Origin of the sequence: Leucobacter sp. BZR 635 (genome assembly GCF_048061935.2) — a bacterium.
GTDB lineage: Bacteria > Actinomycetota > Actinomycetes > Actinomycetales > Microbacteriaceae > Leucobacter.
In genome coordinates, this window is sequence record NZ_JBLUNZ020000031.1 from 75085 (window position 1) to 89036 (window position 13952).

Here is a 13952-nt window from a genome sequence, read left to right on the forward strand (position 1 = left end):
GGGGTATGTAGCGTGACAGAGCATTACGTACCCAGTGGCGCTTGTGGGGTGCGGGTATCGTGGGTCAGTGGCGCACGTGCGGCTCATTGGTTGAAGCTTGATTGGATCCAGTTTGACCGAATTGGATCCAAAGTAAGCATAAAGTTTGCAAAATAAGCCACCATTGGCCTACTTTGGATACAATTGCTCGTGATGAGTGATTTCTGCCGTGCGGTTTTCTCAAGCGTCAATGACGACGAGGTCCGGCTCCATGGCGGCGCCTGCTACTGCAAACTTCGAGGAGAAGTAGACAATGCTCGTAATCGCTGATTTCTTCAGTCGTCTGGTGAGAAGATATCTCCCTGACCCGCTCGTGATCGCAATCCTGCTAACGATAGTGACGATCCTTTCGGCACTGCTGTTCGCAGGAAGCACTCCCCTCGACATCGTGAAGTATTGGGGCGAGGGCTTCTGGGGGCTGCTGGCCTTCTCGATGCAGGTTGTGCTGATCATCCTTACGGGGTTCCTGCTGGCACGGACGCCAATTGTGGATAAGGCCCTCGACAGGCTGGCCAGCATTCCGAAGGGCCCGCGCTCGGCGATCATGATGGCCGTCGTCATCACCGGACTCGCGAGCTGGCTCCAGTGGGGCTTCGGGCTCATCGTCGGCACGCTGATCGCGCAGAAGATCGCCGCGAACGTTCGCTCTTCGCACTACCCGCTTGTCATCGCGTCGGCATACGCCGGCTTTGTCGTCTACGGGATGGGTATCTCTGCAACGATCCCGCTGCTGGTCGCGACCCCGGGACACTTCCTCGAGGATCAGATGGGGATCGCGCCGCTCAGCGAGACGATTTTTCACCCTGTCGTGCTCGGTACGACGGTGTTTATTCTCCTCACGCTTCCCATCTTCATGGCGCTCCTGCACCCGAAGAACCCTGACAAGGTCGTTCCGTTTGACCCAGCTGTGCTCGCTACGCCCAAGGTGATCAAGCTGGACCCAACGCAGATGAGTTGGGGTGAGAAGATGAACCAGAGCCCGGTCCTCGGTATTGCGGCCGGCGCGCTCGGCGTCGGGTACTCGGTGATCTACTTCTTCGAGGGTGGTCAGTTGAACCTTGACTCGGTGAACCTGCTCTTCCTGTTCCTCGCATTCTTGCTCTTCGGTCGTCCCGCGAGTTTCATCGCTGCGATGCAGGAGGGGGTCAAGACGGTGGGAGGCGTCATCGTGCAGTACCCGTTCTACGCGGGCATCATGGCGATTCTCACTGGCTCGGGGCTCGTCGTTACATTCTCCGAGTTCTTTGTCTCGATTTCGAACGCGACGACTCTGCCGTTCTGGTCGTTCCTCTCCGCAGGGTTCATTAACGTGATGATTCCGTCTGGGGGCGGCCAGTGGGCAGTGCAGGGGCCGGTCATGATTGAGGCGGCTGCTGCGGTCGGGGCGAGCTCCGCCGCAACCGCAATGGCGGTATCGATCGGTGATCAGTGGACGAACATGCTGCAACCGTTCTTCTTGCTTCCCGTGCTGGCGTTGTCGAAGCTCAAGCTGACCGATGTCATGGGGTACACCATCATGGTCCTGTTCTATTCAGGGCTCGTGTTCACCGCGTCGACGCTGATCTACGGGGCGGTGACCGCGTGACCGAGCCGCAGAACGCCGTGAATCGCGCAGCCAGGGGCATTCCCGGAATGCGCGGAACAGACCATGTCGGCTTTACGGTGCCCGACATGGGGGAGGCGCACGAGTTTCTCACCGAGATACTCGGCTGCGACCTGGTCTATACGCTTGGGCCGTTCCCGTCGACGCCGGAGCTGATGCGCGATAGCCTCGGCGTGCACCCCGAAGCGGTCATGCAAGAAATTCGTTTCTATCGGTGTTTCACCGGAGCAAACTTCGAGGTCTTCTCGTACGACGCTCCCGATCAGCGGCGTGAACAGCCGAGGAACTCCGATGTTGGCGGGCATCACCTGGCGTTTTATGTCGACGACATCGACGAGGCAGTTGTCTGGCTGGCGGCGCAGGGCGTGGAGGTGCTCCGCGGCCCGAATGCGAGCTCCGGCCCGAGCGCGGGCCAGCGGTGGGTGTACTTCCGTGCACCGTGGGGTATGAGTTTTGAACTGGTGAGTTTCCCCAACGGGAAGGCATACGAGTCTCAGGCTGAGACAAAGCTCTGGGACGTGCGCGCTCCGCAGGAGTGATCGTGGCGTGTGTGGGATCCCTGGTGCGGCACGGTCCCACACACGTTACTTTCCGGGTGCGTCCGCGAAAATCTCGGGGTGGTTCTCGAGCGCAATGCGGGTGTTCCGAATATGCATCGCCATGAGCGCTTCGGCACCCGTGACGTCACCCACCGTGATGGCCCGGCGGAGCAGGCGGTGCTCCATGAAGATCTGGTCCATCCCGTCGGGCCACGTGAGCTGAATGTATGCGCGGCGGTAGTGCTGAGTGGTGTTCCACAGCTGATCGACCATGGCTCGCAGCTGCGGGAGCGCTGGGCCCTCAAACGTCGCGAGGTGAAAGCGGCGATCGAAGTCAAGAAACTCCTCGACCGACTCTGCGGTTTCAACCGCGATGGCCAAGTGTTCGAACTTCGCAATGGACTCCGCAGTGTGGTGCGGAACTGCGAGACCGAGGAGCAACGGCTCGACTCGTTCTCGGATGAGGTAGATCTCTTGGCACTCGGCGAGGTTCAGCGACGACACCCACGCGCCAGTTGAGGGGACGAGTGTGATGAGGCCTGAGGCCTCAAGGATGCGGAGCGACTCTCTGATCGGGAGTCGGCTCACGCCAAACTCTTCAGCGATCTGCTCCTGACGGATGCGGGTGCCGGGGGGCATAGTTCCGCTGAGAATTCGGGCGCGGAGCTCATCAGCGATCCGTGTGCTCGTGGCTCCCGCCATTACTGACCTCCCAAGCCAAGTTCATCCACAGCCCCAACTGTACTTGTCGAAGGATCTGCGGCAGAACTTTTCGACGATTGGATCCAAACTTGCCATTATTATCCCATAATATTCCAAAATCTGCTTCCATTGGATCCAATCATGATCTATTCTGGCTAGGTACCGCATCACCGCCGATGGCGGCTTTGGAATAGCAGGAGAGTTCATGCCGAACCAGACACCACTTTCGACCCCTCGCCAGGTCGAAGTGCTTACGACCACGAAGCGCGACTGGGATGCAGTAGCCCCCGCGCTACTGGAGACCATGTTGGTCCAGCTCCATGCCGTGCGAGTTTTTGAGGAAGTCGTCCTCGAACTCGCGGGCTCGGGCCTCGTCCACGGGCCTGCGCACTCTAGCATCGGGCAAGAAGGCGGAGCCGTGGGCTCGGCGCTCGCGCTTAACGGTGCCGACGGAGTGAATGGAACGCACCGTGGGCACCACCAGTTCCTCGCGAAGGGCCTCGCCTATCTCCGCCCGCAGGGAATGTCAGTTGCCGACGGCCTCGCTGGCGCGGATGTGACGGAGTTTCTTTACCGTACGCTCGCCGAGATTCTCGGCCTCAAGGACGGGTTCTCTGGCGGGCGCGGTGGCTCGATGCATCTCCAGTGGCTCGAGGCGGGCGCGCTCGGCACCAACGCAATTGTTGGCGGGGGAGTGCCGCTCGCCGCTGGAAACGCGTGGGCGCAGCGCCACGATGCAGCTCAGTCGGATCACGAGTCGGGTGTCACCGTCACGTACTTCGGTGACGGGGCTTCGAACATTGGATCCACGCTGGAGACGATGAACCTCGCCGCTGCCTGGAAGCTCCCCCTCTGCTTCTTCATCGAGAACAATCTGTATGCGGTGTCTACTGACATTCGCGATGTCACCGCTGAGCAGGACCTCGCGTTGCGGGGCCCCGGTTTCGGAATCCGCAGCTGGCAGGTCGACGGGATGGATCCGCTCGCCGTCTACCTCGCCCAGCAGGAGGCGGTTGCGCACATGCGCGCAGGGGGCGGCGCAACGCTGATCGAGGCGAAGACCTACCGCTTCTTCCATCAGAACGGGCCATTCCCCGGATCGGCATTTGGGTACCGACCCAAAGACGAGGAAGCCGAGTGGAAGGGGCGTGACCCGGTTACTCGCGTCGCCGATGAAATGGTTGCGCGCGCGCTCCTCACCGCGGACGAAAACACCGCCCTCAGGCAGCGCATCCGGGGTGTCGTTGACGGGATCGTTGAGCGCCTCACTGAAAAGGATCCAGAGTCGGATCGCGGTGCTCGCCGCATCATCGCCGCCGCCTGGCCCGACCCGAAGGGGAAGGACTCCGGTGTGCGCTCCGATGCTGCGCATGGCGAGATCCTCTCGGGTGAGCAGGCCCCAGTGGATTCCCCGACGGTCGAGCGGCGGTTCGTTGACGCCATTGCCGACACCCTCGAGCACCGCATGACCCACGACCCCGGCATCGTCGTGCTCGGCGAAGATGTGCACCGGCTGAAGGGTGGCACGAACGGCGCGACCCGCGGTCTCGCTGATCGCTTCCCTGACCGTGTGCTCGGCACTCCGATTAGCGAAAACGCCTTTACTGGGCTGGCTGGCGGGCTATCGATGACGCTGCGCTACAAGCCCGTGGTGGAGTTCATGTATTCGGACTTCATGTGGGTCGCCGCTGACCAGTTGTTCAATCAGATCGGCAAGGCCCGACACATGTTCGGCGGACAGTCAGCGATGCCGGTGGTGCTCCGTTCCAAGGTCGCAATGGGGGCTGGGTACGGCTCACAGCACTCGATGGACCCGGCGGGAATCGTCGCGACGAACCCGGGCTGGCGCATCGTGGCTCCTTCGTGCGCTGCTGACTACATCGGCCTGATGAACACGGCGCTTGACCTTGAAGACCCGGTGCTCGTTCTCGAGCACGTCGACCTGTACGCCCAAAAGGACGAGGTTCCTGAGGGCGACCCCGCGCACCGACTGCCGATCGGAAAAGCTATGGTTCGGCGCGAGGGGGCTGACGTCACGGTGCTCACCTATCTCAACATGGTTGGGCTGAGCCTCGCCGCTGCTGAGAAGCACGCCGCGGTTGACGCTGAGGTCGTCGATCTCCGTTGGCTCGACAGAGCCAGCCTCGACTGGGAGACGATTGGCGACTCGATTCGCAAGACAGGCAGCGTGCTCATCGTGGAGCAGGGCACGGTAGGTACTTCGTATGGTGGCTGGCTCGCCGACGAGATTCAGCGCCGGTTCTTTGACTACCTCGACCAGCCGGTGCAGCGAGTCACCGGAAGCGAAGCAAGCCCCTCCATCTCGCAGGTGCTCGAGGCTGCGGCAAACGCAGATCTCACCGACGTAATTGCTGGCTTGGACCGCGTAGCCGCGGGCCTGGGCCGAGCCTGAGAAAGGGACTGTCATGGCAACAATCATTCAGATGCCGGCCATTGTCGCCGACGCGGCCGAAGCGGTCGTCGCTGCCTGGAACGTAGCTGTTGGCGACGTCGTCACTGCTGGACAGGTGATCGCCGAGATTGAGACCGAGAAGGCAACGGTCGATTTTGAGGTCGATGCATCCGGAACCGTCGCTGCGCTCCTCTTCGAAGCGGGCGATAGCGTGCCCGTTGGCGTGCCGATCGCGGTTCTCGCCGCTGAAGGAGAGAGCGTGGATGCCGCGATGGCTACGCTGACGGAGGCTGTCGGGGGCGCTGCTCCGGAGTCCGCAGATGTTCCTGCGCCTGCTACCGCTGCCACTTCAGGCACGCAGGGTGTGGGATCGCCAGGGGCAGAGCTGCTCACCGAGCCGGCAGTCGCGCCAAGTGAGCGCCGTTTCGCTTCCCCGCTGGCGCGACGCCGCGCCAAAGAACTGGGGCTCGAAATTGACGCGCTCGTCGGAAGCGGTCCGGGTGGCCGCATCATCCGATCCGACGTCGAGTCAGCAGCTCAAAGCCTGCCGCAGGGCCTTGAGGCAGCTCCTCCTGCTGTGCAGTGTGTCAGTGAACCGGGTTCCCCGACGGCAGCAGCCGGGCAAGCCGGATTCACGGACGAGCCCCTCACGGGGATGCGCCGTGCGATCGCGCGAGCGGTGACCGCGAACAAGACGACGATCCCGCATTTCTATGTGACTGCTGATGTGCGATTGGACGAGCTGCTCGTGCTCCGCGCTCAGATGAACGAGAGCCTGAAGCCCAGGGGTCTTAAAGCCTCGGTGAATGACCTGATTCTCAAAGCGCTCGGCAACGCGCTAGCGAGTGTTCCCGAGGCGAACTCGGCGTTTATAGGTGACGCAATTCGGCGATTCGACCGGGTGGATATTGCCGTGGCGATGGCGACGGACGGCGGATTGCTGATGCCCGTGGTCGCGGACGTCGCGGGGCGCGGAATTGCGAGTCTGTGCTCGGCTACCGATGGCCTCAAGCAGCGTGCCGCAAGCCGCGACATCAAGCAGCATGAGCTGCAGGGCGGTTCGTTCGCTCTCTCGAACCTTGGCATGTTCGGGGTCAGGGAGTTCTCGGCGATCATCAATGGGCCGCACGCCGGCATTCTCGCCGTCGGGGCTGGCGAGCAACGGCCGGTAGTGATCGATGGTGAGCTCGCCGTGGCGACAGTGATGACGGCCACCATCTCCGCTGACCACCGTGTGCTTGACGGCGCTGCAGCGGCTCAGCTCATGCAGGCGTTCAAGGCGCAGCTGGAGGATCCCTTCCGTCTGCTGCTCTAGGTAGTTGCCGGTCGCATGGCGTGCAGGCCGGCGTTACAGTGAAACTACTAACAGCGGGCTGACGAATAGAATCTCGCTATGTCTACTCGAGACGTTCCCGAACAGATCGGTGACCTGCCAAAGATCGGCAGGCCCGCGACCTCCGCGCTGCTGTTGCTCGGGGTGACGACGCTCGCCGACGTTGCGCCCATGCGGCGGCAGGACCTGCTCGCGCTGCACGGGGTCGGGCCGAAAGCCGTGCGGATCCTCGGCGAAGCGCTCGCCGCAGCTGGGCTCGACTTCGCGGCTGAACGCCAGGAGTGAAGCTGGAAGCGACGGAGCGACGGAGCGACGGAGCGACGAGGCGCTGAAGCGCTGGTGTGCTGCAGAAGCTCTGCAGCACACCAGCGCTGGTCAGTTTGCGCCACCGAAACCGGACGACAGGCCGACTTCGGTGGCGCAAACTGACCATTTGTTGGCGGAGCGGGGGAGGTTAGCCCTCGCTGCGCTTGAAACGGCGGGCGATGAGGAGCGCACCCCCGAGCAGGAACGCTGCGGCGAGGGCGATCCCTGTCGCTGCGAGTGGTGCGGAACCCGAGAGCGCGAGAGCGCCCCGCGCGGCGTCTGCGCCAGAAACTGCACCGGTGCCGGTGCCTGCGTTGTTGCCCGCGTCGGTACCTCCTGCGCCGTCGGTCCCGCCGGTGCCGTCGGTCCCGCCGGTGCCGTCGGTCCCGCCGGTGCCGTCGGTCCCGGCATCCACCGCCTTCTGCCACGCGGCGAGCGCGTCGCGTAGCTCGCTGGCCGCACTCGCGATGGCCTCCTGCGGAACGTTGAGAGTCTCATGCACCGTCTTTGCCTCCGCGAGCTCGCCGCGCAAGGCCTGCTTGGCGACCTCAGCCGCGTCGGCCTCACCAGCACCAGCAGCTCGCGTCCGCGAACCGTCAGCCGCCTGCGAACCGTCAGCCGCCTGCGAACCGTCAGCCGCCTGCTTGTCGCCCAGCGCTTGCTCGGCATCGGTGATCGCCGTTGCGAGCTCCGCGCGGTCAACCTGCGAGACCATCGCAGCGAGGGCCGCCGCGGCATCGATGATGTCAGCCGCCTGCTTATCGGCTGCGTCCTGCGTGGTCGCCGGGGTCGCGGCCGCCGTAATCAGGGAGCGGAGCTGCGTAACGGCGGCCTGCGCGGCCTCCGGGTCGGCAATGTAGGCGGCGTAGTCCGAATCCTCGGCGGCGGCTGCGCCCGGCAGCGCGAGTACGCGCTCGACCTGTGCGAGCGTCGGCTGGGCGTCGGCCACGGCGGCTTCGGCCCCGCTGGAGTCGATCGCGCCAGCAACGAACTGGAAGCTGCGCGGTTCGGTCGAGTTGCCGTAGGAGTCGTAGCCGACGAGTGTGGCCTCGTAGCTGCGCCCGATTTCGAGGGTGCGGTCGATCGGCTGGCCGACCTTGTCGCCCTTGCGCATCGCGAGCGGAATATCGAGCACGGCGGGCATCGGGGCCACGACGTAGTCGGAGTAGATGCGCCCGTTCTCTGGCACCAGGGTGGTCGTTGCGCCCGTGGCGACATCCTTCACGACGAGGGTGTACTCGGCAGTGAACTGGTCGTCGCTTGACTGGGGGAGGCGGAGCACGGGGCCCGTCTCGGTCTGGCGGACGCTCGGCTGCTGGTCACCCCAGGCAGGTGCGACGCGGTTGCGCTTCGCGCTCGTGTACTCGAACTTCGACTTCGTCTCGGCGGGGGTGGCACCGCGCGCGATGCTCCATGTCGGGCCGGCGAGAGATCCGGAAGACGCGAACGGCGGGTTCTCCTGGAAGCCCCAGACGCCCTCATCGGTGTAGGTGCGTCCCGGCTCGGCGGCGTAGTTGATGCGGTCGATTTCGATGCGGTCTGCGTAGACGTCGACGACGACTGACTGGGCGGTCGGGATGGTCGCGTCGCGCGCGAGCCCCGCACCAAAGATCTGGTATTTGCCGTTGTTTTCGCCGTACGACATGGATCCCTCGTTCACCGAGGTGAAGCCCTCCTGGTGGATCGACCGCTCGTCGGTGATGTTCAGGTGTGAGTGACCCGAGAAGTAGACGACCTGCGGGAAGTCGCTGAGGGTCTGCTTCATGCCGCCGTTCGACGACTGGGCGCCGTCCCAGACGGTTGAGGCGATGGGGCGGTGCCCGAAGACGAAGATGGGCTGGCCCTGGGTCGCGGGATCCTTCGAGATCGCCTCAAGCTCGGCGTAGAGCCAGTTCGACTGCGTGGTGTTCCACGCCTCGGTGTTCACGACGAACGCGGGGAATCCGCCGATGCTCGACTCGTAGTAGCCGGTCTCTGTGGGAAACCAGTCTGTCGGGTACTCGGCGGCCATGCGGTGCACGTAGTCGTCGTGGTTGCCGAACGTCATCATGACCTGGGTGTCAGTCATCCCGGTGCGAGCGAGGTTCTGCTCGAGCATGCGCCGGGGGTGCTGGTGGTCCTTCGCCGAGTTGAAGTAGTTATCGTTGATCTGGTCGCCGTTCGAGACGAGGGCGTCAGGGTTTGGGGCGATGCGCTTAAGCGCGTCGAAGTAGCCGGTCCACTTGTCCATCGCTGGGCCTTCGCCGGTCGACAGGTGAATGTCGCTCATTACGGCGAACTGGGAGAGTGGCTCCTCAGTTGTCTTGACAAGAATTCCGCGGATCGTCGCCTGGCTCTCGCCGCGTGCGGTGAAGGCGACGGCGCTGAGGTTCGCGGTCTTCTCGACGAGGATCGGGCCAGTCGCCACCGGGCTCTGCCTGGTGGGGTGGGAGCCGTCGAGTGTGTAGCGGATCTCAGCCCCGGGCTCCGCAGTCAGCGTCACGTTTTGCGGGCCGACATAGCGGCCGCTTTCGTGGCTGGCTGCGGGTGCTGCGGGGGCGGCATTGGCCTCTTGTGAGGCGGCGGCTGGGGTGTGAGCGGGCAGTGCTGCCTGCGCACCGAGCAGTGCGACTCCGGTGAGTGCGAGCGCCGCGATTCTGCTTCTGGACATGAAGTTCTCCTCCTGCTGCGCATCGAATTGCGCACCAGAGTCAAACTTGTCTATACAGCATGACGGCAGGCGAACGGCGGCATGACATGAGAGTGAATCTTGCTTCACTCGCGGTTTACGGGCGGCTCGGGATCCGGCACGACGCTGCTCGTCAGCCCCAAGCCCCGTCAGGGCTCCACACCCCCGTTTCATCCATTCCGAGCTATTTTCGGCCCTCACAACAGTCGGTTTGAATTAATCGGGTCGGAGAGGAAAGGGGCGGAGGGGAAGGGGCGGAGGGGAAAGGGGCGGAGGGGAAGGGGCGGAGGGGACGGGGCGGAGGGGAAAAGGAGAAAGGGGGAGGAGGGGGTGAGGGGTGGCTCCCGGGTTGACCGGCGGTTCGAGGGGGCGGGGCCTCAGCGCGCGGTTCTGGATCGCGCAGGCCCGGTGGGGCTGGCCCATGGGCCAGCCCCACCGGGCCTGCTGTGTCGTGTTAGCTGGCGCGCTGCGAGCGTCGTCGGGTTAGCATCGCTGCGATGCCGAGGCCGAGCAGCAGGGCCGCTGCGGCAGCGTATCCCAGAGGTCCTACCGCGCCGCTGTCTGCGAGCGCTGCACCAGGCTTCGATTCGAGGCTGGGGTTGGCAGGCTTGTTCTCTGCGGGAAGCTCAGGGGGCGTGTCAACCCCAAACTCGGGCTTCTCCTCGTCGGACGGGTGGGTTTCGTCGGACGGGTGCGTTTCATCGGACGGGTGCGTTTCGTCGGACGTCGAGGTGTCGCAGGTGACGGTCGCGAGCTCGTGAGTCCAGGTCGCAGTGCCGTCTTCGCCGAGCGTCCAGCCCTCGCCGGGCTGTGCTCCGGTGAGGGTGTAATCAGCGTCGGCAGTCGCGGTGATGGTCGCGGTGTTACCGGTGATGGTGACGTCGCTGTAGCTGATGCCGTGGCCGGCCGCAGGCGCCGCGACGGACTCGCTGAGCGTCTTGCCCGCGGTGTCGGCGGTGCACTCGGGCACGGGCGTGACGACCGGCTTCGCGAGGGTCGCGACCGTGTCGGGCAACTGGGTGGCGATGCGGACCGTAAAGAAGAGGTGGCCGGTGTGGCCCCCGCTGCCCCACTCGGCCGCGTCTGCCGGCTTCTGCTTCACGAACGGGGGCGTGCCGGCCGGCGGGTAGCCCCAGATCAGCCGCATCGGGAAGACCGCCCCAGGATCCGTTTCGCCAGACGGGCTTGTCGCGTCAATGACGAACGCATAGAGGGTGCCGGCTTCAACGACGGGGCGATCGGAGAACGTTGCTGTTGCCGTAGCCAGCGGGTACGGCGCTTCGTCTGGCTTGGTCGCGTCTTCGAAAGAGAGTGAGCCCTGGCCGCCCGTGACGGGTGCAGGGTAGACCTCGCCATCTTCACCTACCCTGTGAAGGGAGAGGCTGGTGAACTCGGGGGAGTTCTCGGCGGTGACCGTGACGGAAATATCGTGAAGTGCACCGTCTTGAGTGGGGGAGAACGGCTGGGCGATCAGCTCAGGCGAGGGAGCAAGTTGGGAGAGCATGCTCGACTGGCTGTAGTCGTGTGCCTGATCCACCGTGATCTCCTCGGCCGCGTGGGCGGCGGTCGCCGGCCCGGCTACGCCAATGAGCAGCGCGGCTCCAGCGGCGACTGCCGTGGCATAGCGCCGCGATCGCTGTAACGGTGTGTGTGATTGCATGACAAATCCGCCTTCTTTTCGCGTCTTTTTGGGCACGGAAAGTGATCCCCCCAGTGAGGCAGCGTAGGCGGGAGCCTCAGTAGTCGCAAACCCGATGCTGGGAAAGTTCACAGTCTCGCCACCTTTAACTTGCACACTAGTGTGCACTATTCGTAGAATTGTCCTCGTGAGACAGAGCTGGCAGATATTTACACGGGACGTGAAGCGACTCGCGCGGCAACGCAAGGCGTGGATCATTGTCGTCGGCATCTTGGTGACCCCCGCGCTCTACGCCTGGTTCAACATCAATGCGTTCTGGGATCCGTACGCGAATACCCAAAACGTGAAGATCGCCGTCGCGAACCTCGATCGGGGAGGCGAGTCAGAGCTCACCGGCAAGGTGAACATTGGCGACCAGGTGGTTGAGCAGCTGGCGGAAAACGACCAGCTCGGCTGGCAATTCATGAGCGAGTCAGAGGCGCAGCGTGCCGTGAAGCGCGGCGATGCCTACGCGGCGATCGTGATTCCCAAGGACTTCAGCGCCGATCTGCTCACGATGACGACCGGCGAGTTCACGCAGCCCGCGCTCGAGTACTACGTGAACGAAAAGGCGAGCGCGATCGCGCCCAAGATCACCGACGTTGGGGCAGCAACGCTCAGCTCGCAGATTACGAGCGCTTTCAAAGAACAGGTCGCCGCAGCCGCAAGTGAATCGGTCAAAGACGGCGGCCAATCGGTCGAGACGAAGCTCAACGATGCTCGCGGGGACACCCTCAACGCCTTCGACGACGCCGCCAAGACGATTGACTCTGCCCGGAAGAACATCGCCAAGCTGCAGGACGGGCTCGGCTCATCACGCGAGTCGCTCGCCTCGTCGCAGGCGACCCTCGGTGAGGTGAAGACGATCCTCGGCGACATGCAGGTCGCAGTCTCTGAAGCGCAGGCGCTCGCCGCCGAGACGCAGCAGCAGATCGTGACGTTCGGTGACGCCGCAACGAGTGCATACCTGCAGGGCACCACTCTGCTCGCCGACGCTGCCGCCTCCGCAAACGTCTCGGTGTCGGAACTCAGCCAGCAGCTCACCCAGGCCAGCGGTCGGCTCGACGCATCGATCACTGAGCTCACGGCAGTAGTCGCTGCGAACGAGCAGACGATCGAGCAGCTCACTGAGCTGCTGGCCCAAGCCGAGCCGAACAGCGAGGTCGCGGAGCGTCTGCAGAGCGCGCTGGACATGCTCAAGGACCAAAACGCCGCGCACCAGCAGCTGCTGGGCGACCTCGCGGGAGTGAACACCGACACCGCCGCGGCCGTGCAGGCGGTTGCCGGCGCGGCTGACGCACTCGGAGGAGCAATGGACTCCACGAAGGGTGCCGCCGCCGGGATGCGAGCCGCCCTGAGCGAGACGGTGCCCGAGGTGAACGCCGCGATGACCAAGCTGTCGGCGAGCGCGGGGGCTTTCGGCGCTGCGCTCGGCGCGCAGCAGACCGTGATCGACCAGGCAGCTACCCTGCTCGGCGACATCGGCACCCAGCTGGGGGCGACCGGCGATGCCCTCGAGCGCTTTGACGGCGACCTGAAGAATATGGGGGCTGGCGTGCAGACCGCACGAGCGGACGTGCTCGCACTCGGCACAGCCTCCGATTTCGGGGCGCTTGCTACTCTCACGGGGCTCGACCCGCAGCAGATCTCCGAGTTTGTGGCCTCGCCCGTGACGATCGATGAGCAGGCCGTCTTCCCCGTTGCCGCCTACGGCTCCGCGATGGCAGCGTTGTTCACGAATCTTTCGCTCTGGATCGGTGCCTTCGTGCTCATGGTGATCTTCAAGATTGAGGTGGACACCGAGGGCCTTGAAGACGTCACGGTGAGTCAGGCCTACATGGGTCGCTTCTTCCTGCTCGGATCGCTTGCGATGCTGCAAGCGGTCATCGTGAGTATCGGAAACCTCATCATTGGCGTGCAAACCGCGAGCGCCGTCGCGTTCGTGGCGACCGCTGTCTTCACCGCGCTCGTCTACGTGAGCATTATCTATGCGCTCTCTGTCGCGTTCGGCCACGTCGGTCGCGGCCTCTGCGTGCTGCTCGTGATCATGCAGATTCCGGGTGCCTCGGGGCTGTACCCGATCGAGCTCATGCCGGGGTTCTTCCGCGCAATCTATCCGCTGCTGCCGTTCTCCTACGGCATCGATGCGATGCGTGAGACCATCGCTGGCTTCTACGGCGGCCACTACTGGCGCTTTGTCGGGGTGCTCGCGCTCATGATGCTGCTCGCCTTCGTGCTCGGGCTGGTGCTCCGCCGCAGGCTCGCAAACTTCAACCTGCTCTTCAACCGCGAGATCGCCTCGACTGACCTGCTCATCGGCGAAAAGGTGCAGGTTGTGGGCTCGGGTCATCGGCTCGCGGACATCTTCCGCGCGGTGCAGCACCAGGGGGAGTACCGCGAGGATCTGGATCGGCGCGCAAAACCGTTCACCGAGCACTACCCCGCACTCAAGCGGGTCACGCTCATCGTCGGTATCACCGGCACCGTCACGATTGCGGTGGCGGCGTGGGCGCTTCCCAACGCGAAGGCCCCGCTGCTCGGAATCTGGGTGCTCTGGTGCCTGCTCGTGATGGGGTTCCTCGTCGTCATTGAATACATCAAGCAGAGCTACGCTCACGCCCACGAGCTCGCCGCGACGGTATCCGCGCCGTCGCCCGTGACAGCCACCGTG

At 64.1% G+C, this 13952-nt stretch carries 9 protein-coding genes; 6 read left to right on the forward strand and 3 right to left on the reverse strand.

Annotated features, from left to right (window positions below):
- Nucleotides 1–292: 292 nt before the first annotated feature.
- Together ACI1US_RS06405 and ACI1US_RS06410 are read left to right on the forward strand one after the other, a co-directional pair.
- Nucleotides 293–1624 carry a short-chain fatty acid transporter gene (locus ACI1US_RS06405; RefSeq protein WP_461639116.1) on the forward strand — a complete coding sequence of 444 codons (1332 nt, stop codon included), beginning with the start codon at nucleotides 293–295 and terminating at the stop codon, nucleotides 1622–1624.
- Nucleotides 1621–2181: a VOC family protein gene (locus ACI1US_RS06410; protein WP_461639118.1), complete on the forward strand. Its 561-nt coding sequence runs from the start codon at nucleotides 1621–1623 to the stop codon at nucleotides 2179–2181. The genes ACI1US_RS06405 and ACI1US_RS06410 overlap by 4 nt, the downstream gene beginning before the upstream one ends.
- Nucleotides 2182–2226: 45 nt before the next feature.
- Here ACI1US_RS06410 and ACI1US_RS06415 read toward each other — a convergent pair whose 3' ends face one another.
- Nucleotides 2227–2883, reverse strand: coding sequence for a GntR family transcriptional regulator (locus ACI1US_RS06415; protein WP_461639120.1), 657 nt, complete (start codon nucleotides 2881–2883; stop codon nucleotides 2227–2229).
- Between the two features lie 205 nt (nucleotides 2884–3088).
- Here ACI1US_RS06415 and ACI1US_RS06420 point away from each other — a divergent pair, with 205 nt between their 5' ends.
- The 3 genes from ACI1US_RS06420 (at nucleotide 3089) to ACI1US_RS06430 (ending at nucleotide 6914) form a co-directional block, all read left to right on the forward strand.
- Nucleotides 3089–5296, forward strand: a complete 2208-nt coding sequence (locus tag ACI1US_RS06420) for an alpha-ketoacid dehydrogenase subunit alpha/beta (protein ID WP_461639122.1) — start codon at nucleotides 3089–3091, stop codon at nucleotides 5294–5296.
- 13 nt (nucleotides 5297–5309) lie between these two features.
- A complete protein-coding gene (locus tag ACI1US_RS06425; protein WP_461639124.1) occupies nucleotides 5310–6611 on the forward strand; it encodes a dihydrolipoamide acetyltransferase family protein in 1302 nt (433 codons plus the stop codon).
- Between the two features lie 78 nt (nucleotides 6612–6689).
- Nucleotides 6690–6914: a helix-hairpin-helix domain-containing protein gene (locus ACI1US_RS06430; RefSeq protein ID WP_461639126.1), complete on the forward strand. Its 225-nt coding sequence runs from the start codon at nucleotides 6690–6692 to the stop codon at nucleotides 6912–6914.
- Nucleotides 6915–7083: 169 nt separating this feature from the next.
- On the opposite strand, the gene ACI1US_RS06435 is transcribed toward ACI1US_RS06430, so the two are convergent.
- Both ACI1US_RS06435 and ACI1US_RS06440 read right to left on the reverse strand, forming a co-directional pair.
- The gene (locus ACI1US_RS06435; RefSeq protein WP_461639128.1) at nucleotides 7084–9585 is read right to left on the reverse strand and encodes a chitobiase/beta-hexosaminidase C-terminal domain-containing protein; all 2502 of its coding nucleotides are present in this window, start codon (nucleotides 9583–9585) and stop codon (nucleotides 7084–7086) included.
- Nucleotides 9586–10057: 472 nt separating this feature from the next.
- Nucleotides 10058–11263: a hypothetical protein gene (locus ACI1US_RS06440; protein WP_461639130.1), complete on the reverse strand. Its 1206-nt coding sequence runs from the start codon at nucleotides 11261–11263 to the stop codon at nucleotides 10058–10060.
- Nucleotides 11264–11429: 166 nt separating this feature from the next.
- On the opposite strand from ACI1US_RS06440, the gene ACI1US_RS06445 reads away from it, so the two are divergent.
- The coding region (locus ACI1US_RS06445) for a YhgE/Pip domain-containing protein (RefSeq protein WP_461639132.1) at nucleotides 11430–13952 on the forward strand (2523 nt) is incomplete at its 3' end.